This window comes from Marinobacter flavimaris (assembly GCF_002933295.1).
Classification (GTDB): domain Bacteria; phylum Pseudomonadota; class Gammaproteobacteria; order Pseudomonadales; family Oleiphilaceae; genus Marinobacter; species Marinobacter flavimaris.
Genome location: NZ_PSSW01000001.1, coordinates 16751 through 37265 on the forward strand (window position 1 = coordinate 16751; position 20515 = coordinate 37265).

The 20515-nt window shown below is 58.8% G+C and carries 15 protein-coding genes; 3 read left to right on the forward strand and 12 right to left on the reverse strand.

Annotated elements, in window-relative coordinates:
• Positions 1–40 precede the first annotated feature (40 nt).
• The 11 genes from paaZ to paaG form a co-directional block, all read right to left on the reverse strand.
• The gene (gene paaZ, locus MDHKLMBL_RS00100; protein WP_104269833.1) at positions 41–2086 is read right to left on the reverse strand and encodes a phenylacetic acid degradation bifunctional protein PaaZ; all 2046 of its coding nucleotides are present in this window, start codon (positions 2084–2086) and stop codon (positions 41–43) included.
• A gap of 87 nt (positions 2087–2173) precedes the next feature.
• A complete protein-coding gene (gene paaE / locus MDHKLMBL_RS00105) occupies positions 2174–3253 on the reverse strand; it encodes a 1,2-phenylacetyl-CoA epoxidase subunit PaaE (RefSeq protein WP_104269834.1) in 1080 nt (359 codons plus the stop codon).
• Positions 3254–3266: 13 nt separating this feature from the next.
• Entirely contained in the window at positions 3267–3836 is a 570-nt protein-coding gene (gene paaD / locus MDHKLMBL_RS00110) for a 1,2-phenylacetyl-CoA epoxidase subunit PaaD (protein WP_008173796.1), read from the reverse strand.
• Complete coding sequence (paaC, locus tag MDHKLMBL_RS00115) at positions 3820–4584, reverse strand: 1,2-phenylacetyl-CoA epoxidase subunit PaaC (RefSeq protein WP_008173798.1); 765 nt, start codon at positions 4582–4584, stop codon at positions 3820–3822. Before paaC ends, paaD begins: the two co-directional genes overlap by 17 nt.
• A 12-nt stretch (positions 4585–4596) precedes the next feature.
• Positions 4597–4878, reverse strand: a complete 282-nt coding sequence (gene paaB, locus MDHKLMBL_RS00120) for a 1,2-phenylacetyl-CoA epoxidase subunit PaaB (protein ID WP_014577967.1) — start codon at positions 4876–4878, stop codon at positions 4597–4599.
• Positions 4879–4895: 17 nt separating this feature from the next.
• Positions 4896–5888 carry a 1,2-phenylacetyl-CoA epoxidase subunit PaaA gene (gene paaA, locus MDHKLMBL_RS00125; RefSeq protein ID WP_008173802.1) on the reverse strand — a complete coding sequence of 331 codons (993 nt, stop codon included), beginning with the start codon at positions 5886–5888 and terminating at the stop codon, positions 4896–4898.
• A gap of 327 nt (positions 5889–6215) precedes the next feature.
• Positions 6216–7526: a phenylacetate--CoA ligase PaaK gene (gene paaK / locus MDHKLMBL_RS00130; RefSeq protein WP_014577966.1), complete on the reverse strand. Its 1311-nt coding sequence runs from the start codon at positions 7524–7526 to the stop codon at positions 6216–6218.
• 59 nt (positions 7527–7585) lie between these two features.
• Positions 7586–8833, reverse strand: a complete 1248-nt coding sequence (gene pcaF / locus MDHKLMBL_RS00135) for a 3-oxoadipyl-CoA thiolase (protein WP_273045465.1) — start codon at positions 8831–8833, stop codon at positions 7586–7588.
• Positions 8830–9276 (reverse strand): hydroxyphenylacetyl-CoA thioesterase PaaI, encoded by a 447-nt coding sequence (gene paaI, locus MDHKLMBL_RS00140; protein WP_104269835.1) that lies wholly within the window; start codon positions 9274–9276, stop codon positions 8830–8832. The genes pcaF and paaI overlap by 4 nt, the downstream gene beginning before the upstream one ends.
• Positions 9273–10793: a 3-hydroxyacyl-CoA dehydrogenase PaaH gene (gene paaH / locus MDHKLMBL_RS00145; protein ID WP_092033845.1), complete on the reverse strand. Its 1521-nt coding sequence runs from the start codon at positions 10791–10793 to the stop codon at positions 9273–9275. Before paaH ends, paaI begins: the two co-directional genes overlap by 4 nt.
• Positions 10794–10796: 3 nt before the next feature.
• Positions 10797–11588 carry a 2-(1,2-epoxy-1,2-dihydrophenyl)acetyl-CoA isomerase PaaG gene (gene paaG / locus MDHKLMBL_RS00150; protein WP_008173811.1) on the reverse strand — a complete coding sequence of 264 codons (792 nt, stop codon included), beginning with the start codon at positions 11586–11588 and terminating at the stop codon, positions 10797–10799.
• A 384-nt stretch (positions 11589–11972) separates the two neighbouring features.
• Here paaG and paaY point away from each other — a divergent pair, with 384 nt between their 5' ends.
• Positions 11973–12572, forward strand: coding sequence for a phenylacetic acid degradation protein PaaY (gene paaY, locus MDHKLMBL_RS00155; RefSeq protein WP_104270126.1), 600 nt, complete (start codon positions 11973–11975; stop codon positions 12570–12572).
• A 32-nt stretch (positions 12573–12604) separates the two neighbouring features.
• Here paaY and MDHKLMBL_RS00160 read toward each other — a convergent pair whose 3' ends face one another.
• Positions 12605–13057, reverse strand: coding sequence for an Lrp/AsnC ligand binding domain-containing protein (locus MDHKLMBL_RS00160; protein ID WP_008173814.1), 453 nt, complete (start codon positions 13055–13057; stop codon positions 12605–12607).
• Between the two features lie 159 nt (positions 13058–13216).
• Here MDHKLMBL_RS00160 and MDHKLMBL_RS00165 point away from each other — a divergent pair, with 159 nt between their 5' ends.
• Together MDHKLMBL_RS00165 and putA are read left to right on the forward strand one after the other, a co-directional pair.
• Entirely contained in the window at positions 13217–16711 is a 3495-nt protein-coding gene (locus tag MDHKLMBL_RS00165; protein ID WP_104269836.1) for an NAD-glutamate dehydrogenase, read from the forward strand.
• A gap of 170 nt (positions 16712–16881) precedes the next feature.
• On the forward strand, positions 16882–20511 hold the full coding sequence (gene putA, locus MDHKLMBL_RS00170) for a bifunctional proline dehydrogenase/L-glutamate gamma-semialdehyde dehydrogenase PutA (protein WP_104269837.1): 3630 nt from the start codon (positions 16882–16884) through the stop codon (positions 20509–20511).
• Positions 20512–20515 lie beyond the last annotated feature (4 nt).

Below are 20515 nucleotides of genomic sequence, written 5' to 3' on the forward strand. Positions count from 1 at the left end.
CCTGGGGTCCAGGACAGGGAGAAAACAGGAAAGCCCGGTGTTACTCGGGCTTCTTGGCAACCAGTGTCAGGATGTCGTAGCTCGCAACCATTTCGTCGTTCTGGTTGTGAACCTGGACGTCCCAGACCACCACACCCTGAGGATGTCCGTCCGGAGATGTCCGACCCTGATCAATCTTGCGCTTGCAGGTCAGTCGTGCCCGGATGGTGTCTCCCGGGGCAACCGGTTCAATGAAGCGCAGTGTGTCCAGACCATAGTTAGCCAGCACGGGGCCCTCGCCCGGATAGACAAACAGGCCGGCAGCAGCGGAAAGCACGAAATAACCGTGGGCAATACGCTTGCCGAACTGGGAGTCCCGCGCTGCGATTTCATCAAAGTGCATGTAGAAGTGATCACCGGACAGGCAGCCAAAGTTGACGATGTCGGCTTCGGTAACGGTGCGTCGGTGAGTCAGCAGCGATTCGTTGATCTGCAGGTCTTCGAAGTGGCGACGGAACGGGTGCACGTCGGTTTCGATCAGATCGGCACCGCGTACATACTCGCGGGTAACCGCAGCCAGCATGCTGGGCGAGCCCTGGATTGCGGTGCGCTGCAGGTAGTGGTGAACCGCGCGGATACCCCCCAGTTCCTCACCACCACCGGCGCGACCGGGGCCGCCATGCTTCAGCATGGGCAGGGGCGAACCGTGGCCTGTGGATTCTTTTGCGGCTTCGGCATCCAGCAGGTGCAGGCGGCCATGGAACGCGGCAAGCAGCGGGGCGACCCTGCCAGCAATGGCGGGATCACGGGTGGTCAGAGTGGTGACCAGGGAGCCGCGGCCCCTGGAGCAAAGCTCAACCGCGTCCTCGATGGTGTCGTAAGGAATGACGGTAGCAACCGGGCCGAATGCCTCGATATCGTGGGCACCACAGCCGTTCTCCGGGTTCCGGCAGAGCAGCAGGTGCGGTTCGATGAACGCGCCCTTCTCGGTGCCATCGCCGGTAGCCTTGAAGTTGCCTTCGCCACCCACAACCAGCTCACTGGTCTTGAGCAATTCCTGGATGTTGGCTTTCACATCTTCCAGTTGGTCGACGGAGGCCAATGCGCCCATGCGGACGCCTTCGACAGAGGGATCACCCACGGTGATCTTGGAGAGCTGCTCTTTCAGCTTGTCGCAGACCGCGTTTACCTGATCTTTCGGTACGAAGATACGACGAATGGCGGTACATTTCTGACCGGCCTTGGCAGTCATCTCGCGGCGGATTTCCTTCACGAAGACCTCGAATTCTTCGTGCTCCGGGGTGACGTCCGGCGCCAGAATAGCACTGTTCAGTGAATCGGCCTCAGCGTTGAACGGAATCGAACGATTGATGATGTTCGGGTGGTTCCTGAGCTTCCGTGCCGTTGCGGCCGAGCCTGTGAAGGTCACCACATCCTGCTCTTCCAGATGGTCAAACAGGTCGCCGGTGCTGCCAATGATCAACTGCAGGCTGCCTTCCGGAAGCGCGCCGGATTCCTGCATCAGGCGGACGGCGAGTTCGGTCACGTAGCAGGTTGAGGTGGCCGGCTTCACGATGGACGGCATGCCTGCCAGGAAGGTGGGTGCAAACTTTTCGAGCATGCCCCATACCGGGAAGTTGTAGGCGTCAATGTGAACCGCAACGCCGCCGCGGGGCACCAGGATATGGGTGCCTGCAAAGTGGTTGTTCTTGCCCAGCGGAGTCACCGGGCCTTCGTGAACCACGTTGCCCGAGGGAAGTTCGCGGCGGCCCATGCTGGCGTAGGAAAACAGCGTACCGAAACCACCGTCGATATCGATGCCGTTGTCGCCCTTGGTGGAACCGGTATGCATCGACAGGGCGTAGAGTTCTTTTTTGTGCTCCTGGAGGTACAGGGCCATGGCCTTCAGGGCCAGGGCGCGCTCCTGGAAATCCATCGCCATGAGGTTTTTGCCGCCAACCTTGCGGCCATACTCAACAGCGTTCTTGAAATCGAGGGTGTCGTCGTGGGTATGGGCGACGATCTCGCCGTTAACGGCGCTTGGCAGAGCCTTGGCGGGCTTTTCGCCGACCCACTGGCCGGCAATGAAACTTTTCAGGACTGACATGGGAAACTCCATTCGTTTCTGAAACGCGAAGGCAAGCCCCGTTGCTGCGGGACTTGCCTTGCTCTTGTCTTGTTTTGGGGGCGGAAACTACATTTCGTCGTAGTCCAGAACCACCTTGTCGCTGATCGGGTAGCACTGGCAGGAAAGCACGTAACCGGCTTCCACCTCGTAGTCTTCCAGAGCAAAGTTCTGGTCCATCTCCACTTCGCCTTCCACCACCTTGGCGCGGCATGTCGAGCAGACACCGGCCTTGCACGAGTAAGGCAGATCAGCGCCTTCCTCATTCCCGGCATCCAGGATGCTCTTGGTGTCGCGTACCAGTGGGAAGGTCAGGGAGCGGCCATCGGCAATAACGGTTACTTCGCTGACAGACTGCGGATCCACGTGGGCAGGATCGCGGTCTTTCCGGGCCTGAGGCACGCCACCGGCCGGGGTGAAGAGTTCAAAATGGATTTTGCTTTTTTCCATGCCATGATTCAGCAGCGAGTCCCGCACGGTCTCGGTCATCAGCTGAGGGCCACAGATAAACGCAGCAGTGAGCTCTTTGGCATTGATCCAGTGGTCGAACAGCTTGTCGCACTTCTCGTGGTCGATACGACCGTTGTAAAGGTCTATGTCCTGTTCTTCACGGGTGAAGATGTACACCAGGTTAAGGCGGGACATGTACTCGTTTTTCAGGTCCTGCAGCTCGTCACGGAACATGGTGCTGCTGGTGGCCTTGTTGCCGTAGAACAGGGTGACCTCGCTCTTGGGCTCGGTTTCCAGGGTGGTCTTCACGATCGAGAGGATCGGAGTAATACCACTGCCGGCGGCTACCGCCAGGTAGTTGCCTTCACGCTCGGGGTCCAGATCAACCGAGAAATGGCCCTGCGGCGGCATGACTTCCAGAGTCTGGCCGGGCTTGAGTTGCTCGTTGGCAAAGGTGGAGAAGCGACCGCCCGGAACCTGTTTGACGGCGATGCGAAGCTCCTGGTCGTTGACACTGCGGCAGATCGAGTAGGAGCGGCGAACTTCCTCGCCATCCAGCTTGGTGCGCACGATCAGGTGCTGGCCCTGCTGGTAGTGAAACTTGTCTGCCAGATCTTCCGGCACGTCAAAAGCAAGTGATACGGCGTTTCTTGTTTCAGGTCTGACCTCTTTGAGGGTCAGTGAGTAAAATTTGTTCATGATCGTATCGGCTCTAGATGCATTTGAAATAGTCGAAGGGCTCGAGGCATTCCTTGCAACGATAAAGGGCTTTGCAGGCGGTGGATCCGAACTCGCTGACCCGTTCGGTGTCTTTGCTGCCGCAATGAGGGCAGGCAATGACCTCCGGTTCTCCGAGCAGGCTCATTTTGCTGGAGCTGCCCTCGGGTGGCGCGATACCGAACGCCCGAAGCTTTTCTTTGCCTTCGTCTGTGATCCAGTCGGTGGTCCAGGCAGGGGTCAGAACCTGTTTGATTTTCGGATCGCGGAAGCCAGCGGCGCGCAGCGCCTCGGCGATCAGCTCCTCAATCAGTTCGGTTGCCGGGCACCCGGAGTAGGTCGGGGTCACGTCAATGGACAGTTCTTTACCGTCCCAGTGAACCGCCCGGACAATGCCGAGCTCCACGACACTGACTGCCGGCACTTCAGGGTCTTTGACCTCTTCAAGAAGTGCCCAGATGTCGTCCTCTGTCAGCAGATCGGGGCGGGCGTTGGCCGGCACCCGATCACTGGCAATCAGAATGTCGACAGCTGACCGGCTGTCTGAATCACCATGTTGTGGCATCGGGATAGGCCCTCTGCAGGAACTGCATTTCTGCCAGGATGAAACCGAGGTGTTCGGTGTGCTCGCCGTGCTTGCCACCCATGTACATCCAGGCGTCTTCCGCGCCAGGAGTCAGGGTTGCCTGGGTGAGCACCTCGTTGACCATGCCGCGCCAGTCTTTGGCCAGCTGGTCAGTATCCGGGCCAATGCCCGCCTCGGCCATCACACGATCGGTGTCGTCCGGCGTGATAAGCTCGCCGGTAAAACGCCAGAGGATGTCGACGGCGTCCTGCATGCGGCGGTGGCTTTCTTCAGTGCCATCACCAAAACGCTTCACCCACTCCGAGGAGCGGCGCAGGTGGTAGGTCACCTCTTTCAGCGCCTTGGCAGCGATGCCGGCAATGCGCTCGTCGCTGGATTCGGTCAGGCTCTTGAGCGTGAAGTAGTGGTACACGTCGAAGAAGAACTGACGGCCCATGGTGACGGCGTAGTCCTCGTTGGGCTGCTCGGTCATCAGCAGGTTGCGATACTCGTGAGCGTCCCGGCGGAAGGCCAGCTTGTCAGCATCGCGGCCATCGTCGATCAGCTCGGCTGCATACTCGTACCAGTTGCGAGCCTGGCCGACGAGGTCGAGGGCAACGTTCATCAGTGCCATCTCTTCCTCAAGCGCCGGGGCCTTGCCACACAGCTCGCAAAGGCGCTGGCCGAGGATCATGTCGGAATCTGCCAGGCGCAGCAGGTATTCCTTTAATGCTTCTGTTTGTGTCATGGGTACCGCTCCTTACATGTGTCCGACTTCATCGGGCAGCTTGTAGAAGGAAGCGTGCCGGTAAACCTTGTCTTCCGACGGATCGAAAAGCACTTCCTTCTCGTCGGACGCGGACGCCGTGATCGCGTCGGAGGGAACCACCCAGATGCTTACGCCTTCGTTACGGCGTGTGTAAAGGTCACGGGCGTTTTCCATGGCCATCTCGGCGTCTGCGGCATGCACGCTGCCCACGTGTTTGTGGTTCAGGCCGTGCTTGGACCGTACAAAGACTTCGTAAAGGCGCCATTCAGACATGTTGTATTCCTCCGGTATCAGGCGGCTTGTGCGCGCTGTTTTTGTTTTTCGGCGTAGGCGACGGCCGCTTCACGGACCCAGGCACCTTCGTCAATAGCGTTCTTGCGAGTCTTGATGCGCTCGCGGTTGCAGGGACCGTTGCCCTTGAGGACGTCGTAGAACTCCTGCCAGTTGATTTCGCCGAAATCGTAATGGCCGGTTTCTTCGTTCCACTTCAGGTCCGGATCCGGTGCAGTGCAGCCAAGGAATTCGAGCTGCGGCACGGTCTGGTCAATAAACATCTGGCGCAGTTCGTCGTTGCTCTTGCGCTTGATCTTCCAGGCCATGGACTGCTGGGAGTTCGGGGACTCGTCGTCATGCGGTCCGAACATCATCAGTGCCGGCCACCACAGACGGTTAATGGCGTCCTGCACCATGGCTTTCTGTTCCTCGGTGCCTTCGCGCATCATGTCCAGCAGGATCTGGTAACCCTGACGCTGGTGGAAGCTTTCTTCCTTGCAGATGCGGATCATGGCGCGGGAATAGGGACCATAGGAGGTACGCTGCAGCACCACCTGGTTAACAATGGCGGCGCCGTCTACCAGCCAGCCAACAGCACCCATGTCCGCCCAGTTCAGGGTCGGGTAGTTGAAGATGCTGGAATACTTGGCTTTTCCCTGGTGCAGCTTTTCGATCTCTTCGTCACGGTCAGCACCCAGGGTTTCCATGGCGCTATACAGGTACAGGCCGTGGCCCGCTTCGTCCTGAATCTTGGCCATCAGCTGGAGCTTACGCTTGAGCGTAGGCGCGCGGGTAACCCAGTTGCCTTCCGGCAGCATGCCGACCACTTCAGAGTGGGCGTGCTGGGAAATCTGGCGAATCAGGGTCTTCCGGTAGCCTTCCGGCATCCAGTTTTTGGGTTCGATTTTGGTTTCGGCGTCGACCTTTTCCTGAAAGTCGCGCTCTTCGGGCGACATCTCTTCTTTGGTCTTAAGGCGCTTGGCGCCGGTTTCAACGAGCTGGGCGTACATAAACAAATACCTCCGGATCGGGCTTGTTGTTCTGTTGTCCGTGAACAGAGAACCCTCAATAACAACTGAGGGTCAATGACTCCATATTATATGATACTGAATAAATATCAAGAACAGTCTTTGTGTGTCATGTTATATTTAAAAGCTTCCTTATGAGATCTTATAGTGCTGATTTGCATAATAAAAAAAGTGATACGTGAGCAAATGCTATTGAGATCAGAAAACGGAAAGCAATTTTAAATCGGTGATTGCGGGGCCTGGTGGTGGGAAAAGCAGCGAGAGTCAGCGGCATCCGCTGCGTGCTGACTCTCTGCTGGTCGGTCGGATTTACTGGTTACGGCGATCAAATACGCGCTTGGCCTTGCCTTCCGAGCGTGCCAGACGGTTGGTTTCCACCACCTCGACACGGGTGCTGATGCCGATGTAGGACTTGATGTGGTGCGCCAGTTCCTTGGCCGCCGCAGCACGACTTTCGGGGGTGTCGGTTACGCCGGGTTTCAGTTCGGTCCGGATATCCACGCAGTCCAGGTTGCCTTCCTTGTAAACCTCGATCTCGTAGTGCGGTGCCAGAGCCTCGCACTTGAGCACCTGCTCCTCGATCTGGCTCGGGAACACGTTGACGCCGCGAATGATCAGCATGTCGTCGCTGCGGCCGGTAATTTTGTCAATCCGGCGCATCGGGCGCGCTGTACCCGGAAGCAGGCGGGTGAGGTCTCGGGTGCGGTAACGCAGAATCGGCAGGGCCACCTTGGTCAATGACGTGAAGACCAGCTCACCGTATTCACCATCAGGCAGCACTTCACCGGTTTCCGGGTTGATGATTTCCGGATAGAAGTGATCCTCCCAGATGGTCGGGCCGTCTTTGGTTTCAATACATTCCATGCCCACGCCCGGCCCCATGACTTCCGACAGACCATAGATATCAAGAGCCTCGATGCCGAGGCGCTCCTCGATCTCGGATCGCATGGCGTTGGTCCACGGTTCTGCGCCGAAAATGCCGAGCCGCAGGGGCAGTTTATGGGGATCAATGCCCTGACGCTCCATTTCATCGGCAATGTTCAGCATGTAGGACGGCGTCACCATGATGATGTCCGGTTCGAAATCCTTGATCAGCTGAACCTGCTTCTCGGTCTGGCCGCCGGACATCGGAATAACCGTGCAGCCAAGGCGTTCGGCGCCATAGTGGGCGCCCAGACCGCCGGTGAACAGGCCATAGCCATAGGCTACATGAACCTTGTCGCCACGGGAGCCGCCGCCGGCCCGGATGGACCGTGCCACAATGTCGGCCCAGGTGTTGATATCACTCTGGGTGTAACCGACGACGGTTGGCTTGCCGGTGGTACCACTGGAGGCGTGCACCCGCACCACGTCGGACATGGGGGTGGCAAACATGCCGAACGGGTAGTTGTCCCGCAGATCCGCCTTGGTGGTGAATGGCACCTTGGCCAGGTCTTCCAGCGAGTTGATGTCCATGGGCTTCAGACCCTGGTCATCAAACGCTTTGCGGTAGAACGGCACGTTGGTGTAGGCATGGACAACGCTCCAGCGCAGGCGCTGCAGCTGTTCGTGGCGCAGCTCATCAATGCTGGCGGTTTCCATGCGGTCAAGTTTGCCAAGTTTTTGCAGTGGTAAGGTCATGGTTCTGTCCTGCGTTGTTCTTGTCGAATAAGGGTCTTTGTTCTTGTTGGCGGGTGGCTTCAGGCCACCGCATCCATCCGTTCAATGATCAGTGCGATGCCCTGGCCAACGCCGATGCACATGGTGCAGAGGGCATACCGGGCTTTCTGGCCCGCGGCGTGGCGACGCTCCAGTTCATTCAGGGCAGTGGTTACCAGCCGGGCGCCGCTCATGCCCAGGGGGTGGCCGAGGGCAATGGCGCCACCGTTCGGATTTACGTGCTCGGCATCATCTGGCAGGCCGAGATCACGGGTAACCGCCAGGGCCTGCGCAGCAAATGCCTCGTTCAGCTCGATAACATCTATATCTGCCAGCTCCAGACCGGCGGTGGCCAGAACCTTTCGGGTGGCCGGTGCCGGGCCAAAGCCCATGATCCGTGGCTCTACGCCAGCCGTTGCCATGGCAACTACCCGGGCGCGGGGTTTGAGGTTGTACTGTTTGAGGGCATCGGCTCCCGCCAGAAGCAGTGCGCAGGCACCGTCGTTCACGCCGGACGCATTGCCCGCAGTCACCGTGCCGTTTTCACGGAACGGGGTTGGCAGAGAGGCGAGTTTTTCCAGGCTGGTTTCCCGGGGATGCTCGTCGGTGTCCACCACCAGCGGGTCCTGCTTGCGGCGGGGAATCGTGACCGGTGTGATCTCAGCGGCCAGGCGGCCTTCTTTCTGGGCAGCCGCGGTCCGCTGCTGACTGCGCAGGGCGAACGCGTCCTGGTCTTCCCGGGAAATGCCGAAGTCGGCCGCAACGTTTTCCGCCGTCTCGGGCATGGAATCAATGCCGTACTGCTTTTTCAGTACCGGGTTTACAAAGCGCCAGCCGATGGTGGTGTCAAAAATCTCCGCCTTGCGACTGAATGCAGAGTCGGCCTTGCCCATAACGAAGGGAGCACGGGACATGGATTCGACGCCGCCGGCAATCATCAGCTGTGTTTCGCCGGTACGGATGGCCCGGGCGGCGCTGCCGACTGCATCCATACCGGAACCGCACAGACGGTTGATGGTGCTGCCCGGTACGTCCACCGGAAGGCCAGCCAGTAGCAGGGACATGCGGGCAACGTCGCGATTGTCTTCACCGGCCTGGTTGGCGCAGCCATAAAGAACGTCGTCAATTTTCGACCAGTCCAGATCCGGATGGCGCTCTGCCAGGGCCTTGATAGGAATAGCGCCCAGGTCATCTGCCCGCACGGCGGAGAGAGCACCGCCGTATCGACCGATGGGGGTGCGGATGGCATCGACGATGTAGGCGTCTTTCAGGATATTGTCGGCGCTCATGCAGTTTCCTCCGAATTGCGTACGGTGCCACGAACCTCATAGGAGCGGCCCCGGAACAGGGCAACCTTGCGGCCGTCCTGATTGGTTAGTGTGATGTCGTAAACGCCGGTGCGGCCGCCTCGGGCCTGCTCTTCGGCGGTGGCGGTCAGCCGGTCGCCCTCTTTGGCCCCGTACATGTAATCAATGCTGCAACCGGAGGCCACGGTGGCGCGGTCGTAGCTGTTACAGGCAAACGCAAACGCCGAATCGGCCAGGGTGAACAGGTAACCGCCGTGGCAGGAGCCGTGGCCCTGGATCATGTCGCAGGTGACCGTCATGGTGAGCACTGCCTTGCCCGGGGCAACGGACTCGATGTTCATGCCCAGTTTCTGGCTGGCGCGGTCCCGCGCGAACATGGCCTTGGCGCATTCTTCGGCGAGTACTTGCGGATCCATCTCGCTCATGAATAAAACCCCTTCTGTGCAAATGCGTTCTTCCGGAGCAGCAGGGCAGGGCGATAGCGGTCCTCTGCGTAGCTGGTCTGGATGTTGGTGAGCACCTTGAACACGTGGCCCGCGCCCAGGCGGTCGCTCCAGCTCAGGGGGCCGTCGGGATAGTTCAGGCCCGCTTTCATTGCCAGATCGATATCCGCGACCGTTGCAACACCGTGAAGAGCCGCATCGGCCGCTTCATTCGCCAGCATGGCGACGGTACGCATGATGACCAGCCCCGGCCGGTCCGCGATCAGGCTGACTTCGATACCCGCTTTTTGCAGTAAAGCACAGGCACAGGAAACCGCTGCGTCGGACGCCTGATCGGCAGGCGCCAGGGCAAGCCGGCTTGCTTTGCTGTAGTCAAAGGCAAGGTCAAACAGCACCAGATTGGCGAGGCCCTCACAGGCGGCACGCTCGGTAGCCATCCGGCCGTCGGTAAGTGCCAGTACCGCATCGCCGAAGCGAATCTGGCCCGGGCCGTCGCGCTCGATAATGGTCAGGCCGGCTGCCTTCAGTCGCTCCAGCAACGGTGCGGCTACGCCGGGATTGCCTTCGGCAATGACCACGGACTCATCGGATTGATGTGCCGGCTCGGTCTTTGGCTGAGGCTTTTCCGCACTCTCGCCATAGGGATAGAACCCCTGGCCGCTCTTGCGTCCCAGGCGACCGGCTTCCACCAGTTCTTTCTGGATCAGCGACGGTAGAAAGCGGGGGTCCTGATAATAGGAATTAAAGACAGAGCTGGTAACCGCATAATTGACGTCGTGTCCGATCAGGTCGGTCAGCTCGAATGCGCCCATGCGGAACTGGCCAGCTTCGCGGATAATCGCATCCAGGGTGGCGGCATCGGTGGCCTGCTCCTGAAGGAGGCGAAGGCTCTCCGCGTAAAACGGACGGGCCACGCGGTTCACGATGAAGCCCGGAGTCGACGTTGCATACACCGGCTTCTTGCCCCAGGCGGTGGCCGTGGCATGGACGGTATCGGCAACGGTCTTGCTGGTCGCCAGCCCCATGACCACTTCGACCAGCGCCATCAGCGGTGCCGGGTTGAAGAAGTGCATGCCCACCAGACGCTCCGGTTTGCTCATGTCAGCACCGAGGGCGGTAACAGAGATGGAGGAGGTGTTGGTGGCGAGGATCGTATCGGCGGTACACAGGTCTTCAAGGCTCGCCAGCAGCTGACGTTTGATCTGGAGGTCTTCGATGATGGCCTCGATCACCAGCCCGGCGTCTGCGACGTCATCAAGCTTTGCAACCGGGTGAATCCGGCCGATCACATCGTCCAGCTCCTGCTGCTGCATCTTGCCTTTGTCGACACGACGCTGAAGCTGCTTCGCGATACCGTCACGGCCCGCCTCGGCGGCACCCTCTCTCTGGTCGTGCAGGTAAACCTGGTGGCCTGCCTGGGCGGCCACCTGGGCAATGCCGGAGCCCATGGCGCCGGCGCCGACGACGGCAACTTTGGTTTGAGTATCCAGTGCCGGCATGGCTTATTTCCCCTTGAAGTTCGGCGTGCGTTTTTCCATGAAGGCGGCAACGCCCTCACGGTAGTCTTCGGTCTGTCCCGCCATGCGCTGCAGATCGCGCTCCAGATTGATCTGCTCTTCAAAGGTGTTGCTGGCGCTGGCGTGCAGTGCCCGCTTGATCAGTGCAAGGCCCTTGGTCGGTTGGGTCGCGAAATGGCGGGCAAGTTTCATGGTCTCTTCCATGAGTTGCTCGTTATCAACGCAACGCCAGATCATGCCCCAGTTCTCGGCCTGCTCGGCGCTGATCTTGTCGCCCAGAAGTGCCATGCCTTTGGCTCTGGCCATGCCCGCTACCCGGGGCAGAGTCCAGGTGCCGCCGGAATCAGGTACCAGCCCCAGTTTGCAGAAGGCCTGAACGAAATTCGCAGAACGGGCTGCCAGGGTTATGTCGCAGGCCAGGGCAATGTTGGCGCCGGCGCCAGCGGCCACCCCGTTAACCGCACAGAGCACGGGCATCGGCAGATCCCGGAGGCTCCGCATCAGCGGGTTGTAATAGTTCTCCAGAGAGGCGCCCAAGTCAGGCATTTCCTGATCTGGTGAGACGCTGCGGTCGGAAAGATCCTGCCCCGCACAAAAACCCCGGCCGGAGCCGGTGATGACCAGTACACGGACAGACTCATCCTTGCGCACGGTGCTGATGGCATCGCGCATACGCTCATGCATTTCAACGTTGAAACTGTTCAGGTTGTCCGGACGGTTCAGGGTAAGCAGAGCCACGCCCTGATCGATTTCAAGAAGAATGCTCGGCTGAGTCATGGCGGTATGTCCTGTTGTTTGTTGTAGGGGTGATAGCGCGAAAGGTGTGTTAAATCGGCACACTGCTATCGAATGTGGAAAATGAGTATATCTTAGAATTGATACTCGTCAAGGATTGTGCTGGCTTGGTTCTGTATCACGTTGGTCGGAGGTAATCGCCTGCTTTGTCTATATTGCTGAATATCCGGTAAAAATTCATCAGCGCTCTCAGGTTTGAGCCATTGCAGCGGTCGATTCTCGTCTCAAAACAGGCGCCAAGGTATGAAAAATCTCCCGGAAAAGGATAATGTGATACAGAAAATGAATCACAATGACTTTTCGGGTCCCACGTTCCGCCTGTCGTTTGGCGGAGCGCTGCCAGGCCCGTCCGCGAAGGAGATCGTTATGCCCAGCTACAGTATAGAAGGCGTTGTTCCTGTTGTTCATCCGTCCGCCTATGTGCATCCAACCGCCGTTCTCATTGGGGATGTCTGGATCGGACCGGATTGCTACGTGGGGCCTGCGGCTTCGCTGCGTGCAGATTTCGGGCGGATCATTCTGAAACAGGGGGCGAATGTTCAGGACACGTGTGTCATGCATGCCTTTCCCGGGATGGATACGGTTGTCGAGAAAAACGGACACGTCGGCCATGGCGCAATCCTGCACGGCTGCGTTGTCGGAGAAGATGCCATGGTGGGCATGAATGCGGTGGTGATGGATGAGGCGCACATTGCACCCCGCTCCATTGTTGGCGCCTGCGCGTTTGTTAAGGCAAAGTTTACCTGTGAGCCGGGATCGCTGATTGTTGGCTCGCCGGCCAAGGTTATGCGCATGCTGAGCGACAAGGAAATCGCCTGGAAGAGAAAGGGTACAGAAGAGTACCAGCGACTCACGCTTCGTTCTCTGGCAAGCCTCGAGGAGGTCCAGCCACTGTCAGAAGCCGAGACGGATCGGCCCCGGGTAGACGCCAGCGGTTACAAGCCCAAGTACGAGCAGTCCGAATAGATGGTTTGGCGCCGGATGCGGGTAAATCGCTCTTAGAGTCCGGCGTCCTTGACGTTCTCCATAACCACAAACGTGCTGGTTTGCAGCACGTGGGGCAGGGCCGAGATTTCCTCCCCAAGAACCTGCCGGTATTCCTGCATGTTGCGGGTTCGGACTTTTAACAGGTAGTCGAAGTTGCCGGCAATCATGTGGCACTGCTCCACCGCCGAGACGCTCTGAACAGCTTTGTTAAAGGCGGTCAGGGCGCCGCTGCTGGTGTCGTTCAGGGTGACCTGGGCGAAAGCAATGTGGCTGAGACCAAGCTTGGTCTGGTTAACCAGGGCCGTATAACCGGTGATATAACCGTGCTCCTCAAGCCGGCGCATCCGCACCTGGCACGGAGTTTTGGAAAGGCCCACCCGGGACGCAAGCTCGGTTACCGTGATTCGGGAGTTCTTCTGTAGCTCGCGAATAATGGATTGGTCTATTCGATCCAATTCGGCCATGTTGTCTGTTCCAGGTTAAATTAACGGCTAAATCATATGGCAAATATAATCGAAACTCCTCTAATCCGAAACTATATGGTCTAAGTGACTTTCCGGCCTTGCGTATACTGGTAGGTTCATCAGCCCAGTAAGAACGTTTACCAAGTCCGGAGAGTTTCGATGACCGATTCCCGCGCATTACAAAAACAAACCCTGCTGGAACAGCTTGCCGATGTCCTCCAGAACCAGGCGTCCGATAACGACGACTCCCTTGAACTCCGGGAGATCGTGGCCCGGATGGTGGAGGAGTCCCGATCCTGGGATGACGACCTCCACGGCGAACTGGTCCGGAGTTTCGGCGACTCGATTGGCGGGCGCTATGCCCAGGTGTTCAGTGGCGGGTTCCCTTCGGCCTACCGGGCGAGGTTTCCGGTGTCAGAGGCACTTGCCGATATTGAGCAGATCCAGTCCATTGCCGTCAGCACCGATGTGCCCATGCGGTTCTACCAACCCAGAGATCCTTCCGAAACCGGATTCCACTTCAAGCTCTACAGCGAAGGCCAGCCGGTTATCCTGTCAGATGTGATTCCGATTCTGGAGAACCTGGGTATGCGGGTTCTGGGCGAGCACCCATACCGGGTTCGTCGACGGGATGGCGAAAATTTCGGCGTCAGTGATTTTACCGTCGAACTCCACGACCGGTGCCGGCAAGCCGACCTGAGTACTGCAAGGCCGCTGATCCAGTCGGCGTTCCGGGAGATCTGGAACGGCTTTGCAGAAAACGACGATTTCAACCAGCTGATCATGCTCTGCGGCCTGAGCTGGCGGGAAGTGGCGCTGATCCGAGCCTATGCCCGTTACGTGAAACAACTGCGATTCGGGTTCAGCCAGCCGTTCATTGCAGAAACCCTGGCCCGGCATCCGGATATCACGTCGCGGCTTGTGGCGTTCTTTTTCAATCGGTTCGAGCCCGGGGTAAAAGGACGTAAGTCCAGGACAGAAAAGCTTGAGGCAGAGCTGCGGGATTCGCTGGAAGCGGTGGCGAGCCTCGATGACGACCGCATTCTGCGGCGTTTCTTCATGCTCATTCGGGCAACGCTGAGAACCAACTATTTCCAGGTCCGGGAGGATGGCGGGTTTCCGTCCTATCTATCGCTCAAGCTGGACCCGTCGTCGATTCCTGACATACCGCGCCCAAGGCCAAAGTTCGAGATTTTTGTGTACTCGCCCCGAATTGAAGGCGTTCATCTGCGTGCCGGGCCAGTGGCGCGGGGTGGCCTTCGCTGGTCCGACCGGATTGAGGATTACCGTACGGAGATCCTTGGCCTGGTGAAGGCCCAGCAGGTCAAGAACTCGGTGATCGTGCCTGCAGGCGCCAAGGGTGGCTTCGTGGTGAAGCAGCCGCCCAGGGATGGCTCTCGGGAGGCCGTTCGCGAAGAAGGGGTTGCCTGCTATCAGACCTTCATAAGGGGGCTGCTGGATATCACTGATAACCTTGATGACGGCCAGGTAGTCCCTCCTGCCAATGTCGTTCGCTATGACAGCGATGACACCTATCTGGTGGTCGCCGCCGACAAGGGCACAGCCACGTTTTCCGATATCGCCAACGCACTGGCGGCAGAGTACAACTTCTGGCTGGGCGATGCCTTTGCCTCCGGGGGCAGTGAGGGCTACGACCACAAGAAAATGGGTATCACCGCCCGGGGCGCCTGGGAGTCGGTGAAACGGCACTTCCTGGAAAAAGGCACCGATACCCAGAGCGATGAGTTCACCGTGGTCGGTATCGGCGATATGGGTGGCGATGTGTTCGGCAACGGCATGCTGCTTTCGGACCAAATTCGACTTATCGGTGCATTCAATCACCAGCATATTTTTGTCGACCCGGATCCGGATGCCGCGGTCTCGTTTCGCGAGCGAGAGCGGCTTTTCAAACTGTCCGGTTCATCCTGGGCCGATTACGACACCCAGCTGATCAGCGACGGGGGCGGTGTTTTCTCCCGGTCCATGAAGTCTATTCCTGTGTCGTCGCAGATGCGCAAGGTGTTGGGCATCAAGGCACGCAGCCTGTCGCCTGCGGATCTGATCAGCGCTTTGTTGAAAGCGCCGGTAGACATGCTGTGGAACGGTGGTATCGGGACCTACGTGAAGGCGCCTTCGGAGTCCCATGAGGATGTGGGCGACAAGACCAACGATGCGCTTCGAATAGACAGTAACGAACTGCGATGCAAGGCATTGGGAGAGGGCGGGAACCTGGGTGTTACCCAGAAGGCCCGGATCGACTTCGCCCGTCGTGGCGGCTCCGTGAACAGTGATTTTATCGATAACGCCGGTGGCGTCGACTGCTCGGACCATGAGGTGAACATCAAGATTCTGCTGAATGACCTGGTGCACCGACAGCTGATGTCGCTTCCGGAGCGAAACCGGATGCTCAGGGCCATGACGTCTGAGGTGGCCGAACTGGTGCTGCGCAACAATTACAGACAGGCGATGGCGCTGAGTCTTGCCCAGAACCCTGCAGTTGCCACCGCAGACCAGTACGAACGGCTGATGCGCAGGCTGGAGACAGAATGCAAACTGGACCGCAGTCTCGAATTTCTTCCGTCGGATGAAGAATTGCAGGCTCGCCGTGAGCACGGCGGCGGCCTGACACGCCCTGAACTGGCGGTACTGGTTTCCTACGCAAAAATTGAACTCAAGCAGGCCCTGGTCGCATCACCGATCGTCCATGACCCGCGATTCAATTCTGCGCTGCACTCGGCTTTCCCGGCCTCTCTGCTGGCCGCCTTCCCGGAAGCGGTGGGGGCCCATCCCCTGCGTGCAGAAATCTCGGCCACCCAGATTGCCAACGACATGGTAAATCGCATGGGGATCACCTGGTTTGACCGGATACGCAGCGCTACCGGGGCTGATGCTGGACGGATTGCCTCGGCCTACCTGATCTCCCTGCGAATACATGACGTAGACGCCCATTGGGAGAGTATGGAATCACTGGATGGAAAAATTGACGCCGGCGTTCAGGCAGACCTGTTCGCCGATGCCATCCGGTTGGTGACCCGAAGCACCAGCTGGCTCTTGCAGAACCGCCGGCAGGCGCTGGACCCGGTTTCCTGTATCGACCATTACCGGGCTCCCATGGCGGATGTGCTGGCCTCGAAAAGCCGACTTGAATCGGTGATTCCTGCAAGTCGCTGGTATGAACGCTATGCTGAATACTGTGAGCGGATGGTTCCGGAAGATCTTTCCGCCTGGTGCGCTTCCGCGGAAAGCCGCTACTGGCTGATGGACATGGTCGAGATCGCCCGTCAGCTGGACGAAAAGCTGGAGTCGGTGGCCTGGGTGTATTTCACCCTCGGTGAAAGCCTGAACCTGACCTGGTTGGACCGGCAAATGCGGGCCTTCCGGGCAAATGGCCACTGGCAAGTGTTGGCGACCATTCATTTCAGGGACGAGCTGGACCATCAGTTACGGAATCTCACGCTCAGCGTGTTTTCCGAGCCCGTTGATGGCGATGGAGCGCCGGAGAAGCGGATTGAGGCGTGGCGGGGGAACAAGAGGATGTTACTCGCCCGCTGGGAGCGGATGCTGAACGACATGCAAGCCGCCAATGATGTGGATTGTGCCGTTTTCTCGGTGGCTCATGGAGTGCTCAGAGAGCTGGCATTGAAAGCCGCGTAGCAGGACTACGGCAGGCAAAGTGACCGATAATCACGTTTTTTGGAGAAAATTATTAATTTTTTGTGATGTATTAAAGACGTAATGGCACGCTTGCCTTGAATTTATAGCGAAATAGTCTTTGTCGATCTCGGTAGAATGCCGGAGAGACAAACAACTAAGAGGGTACAACTATGAGACCGCAGCAATCACAGACGCCCGAGCTTGTCGATAGCCGGCAGGCGATTCGTGATTATTATCTCGCTGACGAGCACAAGGTTATCCACGAGATGATTGCCGGTGCCCAGTTGTCCCAGGCCGAGCGCGACGCCATTTCCGCTCGTGCGGCTGAACTGGTACGCAGCGTTCGCAAGAATGCCAAGTCCACCATCATGGAAAAATTCCTGGCGGAGTATGGCCTGACGACCAAGGAAGGCGTTGCCCTGATGTGTCTGGCCGAGGCGCTGTTGCGCGTGCCTGACAACACAACCATCCACGAGCTGATCGAAGACAAGATCACCTCCGGTGCCTGGGGCACCCACGTGGGCAAGGCGTCCTCTGGGCTGATCAACACCGCCACCGTTGCCCTGCTGATGACCAGCAACCTGCTCAAGGATTCCGAGCGCAACACCGTGGGTGAAACCCTGCGCAAGCTGCTCAAGCGCTTCGGCGAGCCGGTTATCCGTACGGTGGCCGGTCAGGCGATGAAAGAGATGGGTCGACAGTTCGTTCTGGGTCGCGATATCGATGAAGCCCAGGATGAGGCCAAGGAATACATGGCCAAGGGTTACACCTATTCCTACGACATGCTGGGCGAAGCTGCCCGCACCGATGATGACGCCAAGCGTTATTACGACTCCTACTCCAACGCCATCGACAGCATTGCCAAGGCGAGCAAGGGCGATGTCCGCAAGAACCCGGGCATCTCGGTCAAGCTCTCCGCCCTGCTGGCCCGTTACGAGTACGGCAACAAAGAGCGGGTCATGAACGAGTTGCTGCCCCGGGCCCGCGAACTTGTGAAAAAGGCCGCGGCTGCGAATATGGGCTTCAATATCGATGCCGAGGAGCAGGATCGTCTGGATCTGTCGCTGGATGTGATTGAGGAGCTGGTGGCGGATCCCGAGCTTGCAGGCTGGGATGGCTTTGGCGTGGTTGTTCAGGCCTATGGCAAGCGCTCCTCTTTCGTCCTCGACTGGCTCTACGGACTGGCCGAGAAGTACGACCGCAAGTTCATGGTGCGTCTGGTGAAAGGTGCCTACTGGGATGCTGAAATCAAGCGTGCCCAGGTTATGGGGCTGAACGGGTTCCCGGTGTTTACCCGCAAGGCCTGCAGTGACGTCTCGTTCCTGTCCTGCGCCACCAAGCTGTTGAACATGACGAACCGGATTTACCCACAGTTCGCCACCCACAACGCGCATTCGGTATCTGCTATTCTCGAAATGGCCAAGACCAAGGGTGTGGACAACTACGAATTCCAGCGCCTCCACGGCATGGGCGAATCCCTGCACAATGAGGTTCTGAAGGTCAGTGGCGTGCCCTGTCGCATTTATGCGCCGGTTGGCCCGCACAAGGATCTTCTGGCGTACCTGGTGCGTCGTTTGTTGGAGAACGGTGCCAACAGCTCCTTCGTGAACCAGATTGTGGACAAGCGCATCACACCGGAAGAGATCGCCAAGGACCCGATTGTCAGTGTTGAGGAGATGGGCAATAACATTTCCAGCAAGGCGATCGTGCACCCGTTCAAGCTGTTTGGCGATCAGCGTCGCAACTCCAAAGGCTGGGATATTACCGATCCGGTCACGGTTAACGAGATCGAGAAAGGTCGCGGAGCCTACAAAGACTATCGCTGGAAAGGTGGTCCGCTGATTGCGGGTGAGGTGGCCGGTACCGAAATCCAGGTGGTACGTAACCCGGCCGATCCGGATGATCTGGTTGGCCACGTCACCCAGGCCTCCGATGCTGATGTAGACACCGCGATTACCTCAGCGGCGGCCGCGTTCGAGAGCTGGTCCGCCAAATCGGCTGAAGAGCGTGCTGCCTGCGTTCGCAAGGTGGGCGACCTGTACGAGGAGAACTACGCCGAGTTGTTCGCGCTCACTACCCGTGAAGCGGGCAAATCCCTGCTGGATGCGGTTGCTGAGATCCGTGAAGCGGTCGATTTCTCACAGTACTACGCCAACGAGGCCATCCGCTATAAAGACAGCGGCGATGCCCGCGGCGTGATGTGTTGTATTTCGCCCTGGAACTTCCCGCTGGCGATCTTCACCGGGCAGATTCTGGCCAACCTCGCGGCAGGTAACACCGTGGTGGCGAAGCCGGCTGAGCAGACATCCCTGCTGGCTATTCGCGCCGTGGAACTGATGCATCAGGCGGGTATCCCGAAGGATGCCATCCAGTTGGTGCCGGGTACCGGCGCAACCGTGGGTGCAGCCCTGACCTCCGATTCGCGGGTGAGCGGCGTGTGCTTTACCGGTTCTACCGCTACTGCCCAGCGCATTAACAAGGTCATGACCGAGAACATGGCGCCGGACGCGCCGCTGGTGGCAGAGACCGGTGGCCTGAACGCGATGATCGTGGACTCCACGGCATTGCCGGAGCAGGTTGTCCGTGACGTGCTGGCGTCCTCGTTCCAGAGTGCCGGTCAGCGGTGTTCCGCCCTGCGTATGCTCTATGTGCAGAGAGACATTGCCGATGGCCTTCTGGAAATGCTCTACGGTGCAATGGAAGAGCTCGGCATCGGCGATCCCTGGCTGCTGTCCACGGATGTGGGCCCGGTGATCGACGAGAACGCCCGCAAGAAGATCGTGGACCACTGCGAGAAGTTCGAGCGCAACGGCAAGTTGCTGAAGAAAATGAAAGTCCCCGAGAAAGGCCTGTTCGTTTCGCCGGCAGTTCTCAGCGTCAGTGGTATTGAGGAGCTGGAAGAAGAAATCTTCGGGCCAGTCCTGCACGTGGCCACGTTCGAGGCGAAGAACATCGACAAGGTGGTGGACGACATCAACGCCAAGGGCTACGGCCTGACGTTTGGCATCCACAGCCGTGTTGATCGCCGCGTTGAGCGTATTACCAGCCGGATCAAGGTGGGTAACACCTATGTGAACCGCAACCAGATCGGTGCCATCGTGGGCTCCCAGCCATTCGGTGGTGAAGGCCTGTCTGGCACCGGTCCAAAGGCCGGTGGTCCGCAGTACGTCCGTCGTTTCCTGAAAGGTGAAACGGTCGAGCGCGAGGCGGATTCGAACGCCAGGAAGGTGGATGCCAAGCAGTTGCAGAAGCTCATCGGGCAGCTGGACAAACTGAAGGCGTCCAGGCCTGAAGCTCGTATGGACGCAATCCGGCCCATCTTTGGCAATGTTCCAGAGCCACTGGACGCTCACGTGGAAGCGCTACCCGGGCCAACGGGTGAGACCAACCGCCTGTCCAACCATGCCCGTGGCGTGGTGCTGTGTCTGGGACCGGACAAGGAAACCGCTCTGGAGCAGGCGGGTACCGCGTTGTCACAGGGCAACAAGGTGGTGGTGATTGCACCGGGCACCCAGGATGTGGTCGATCAAGCGAATAAGGCCGGGCTGCCGATTGTTGGCGCCGAGGGTCTGTTGGAGCCGGAAGCACTGGCAACCATCGATGGCTTCGAGGCGGTAGTCAGCTGTGGCGATCAGCCCCTGCTGAAAGCCTATCGCGAGGCACTGGCCAAGCGTGATGGTGCGTTGCTACCGCTGATCACTGAGCACACGCTGGATCAGCGATTTGTGATCGAACGCCACCTATGTGTCGACACAACGGCCGCGGGCGGTAACGCCAGTCTGATTGCCGCCTCGGAATAAGCGG

Excerpts from the sequence above, each read along its gene's own strand:
- paaC (WP_008173798.1), bottom strand. The coding sequence starts at position 4,584 with ATGACACAAACAGAAGCATTAAAGGAATACCTGCTGCGCCTGGCAGAT.
- paaA (WP_008173802.1), bottom strand. The coding sequence starts at position 5,888 with ATGTACGCCCAGCTCGTTGAAACCGGCGCCAAGCGCCTTAAGACCAAA.
- paaD (WP_008173796.1), bottom strand. The coding sequence starts at position 3,836 with ATGCCACAACATGGTGATTCAGACAGCCGGTCAGCTGTCGACATTCTG.
- MDHKLMBL_RS00160 (WP_008173814.1), bottom strand. The coding sequence starts at position 13,057 with ATGGCCGAATTGGATCGAATAGACCAATCCATTATTCGCGAGCTACAG.
- paaB (WP_014577967.1), bottom strand. The coding sequence starts at position 4,878 with ATGTCTGAATGGCGCCTTTACGAAGTCTTTGTACGGTCCAAGCACGGC.
- MDHKLMBL_RS00165 (WP_104269836.1), top strand. The coding sequence starts at position 13,217 with ATGACCGATTCCCGCGCATTACAAAAACAAACCCTGCTGGAACAGCTT.
- paaE (WP_104269834.1), bottom strand. The coding sequence starts at position 3,253 with ATGAACAAATTTTACTCACTGACCCTCAAAGAGGTCAGACCTGAAACA.
- paaG (WP_008173811.1), bottom strand. The coding sequence starts at position 11,588 with ATGACTCAGCCGAGCATTCTTCTTGAAATCGATCAGGGCGTGGCTCTG.
- paaZ (WP_104269833.1), bottom strand. The coding sequence starts at position 2,086 with ATGTCAGTCCTGAAAAGTTTCATTGCCGGCCAGTGGGTCGGCGAAAAG.
- paaY (WP_104270126.1), top strand. The coding sequence starts at position 11,973 with ATGCCCAGCTACAGTATAGAAGGCGTTGTTCCTGTTGTTCATCCGTCC.
- paaH (WP_092033845.1), bottom strand. The coding sequence starts at position 10,793 with ATGCCGGCACTGGATACTCAAACCAAAGTTGCCGTCGTCGGCGCCGGC.
- paaI (WP_104269835.1), bottom strand. The coding sequence starts at position 9,276 with ATGAGCGAGATGGATCCGCAAGTACTCGCCGAAGAATGCGCCAAGGCC.
- pcaF (WP_273045465.1), bottom strand. The coding sequence starts at position 8,833 with ATGAGCGCCGACAATATCCTGAAAGACGCCTACATCGTCGATGCCATC.
- paaK (WP_014577966.1), bottom strand. The coding sequence starts at position 7,526 with ATGACCTTACCACTGCAAAAACTTGGCAAACTTGACCGCATGGAAACC.
- putA (WP_104269837.1), top strand. The coding sequence starts at position 16,882 with ATGAGACCGCAGCAATCACAGACGCCCGAGCTTGTCGATAGCCGGCAG.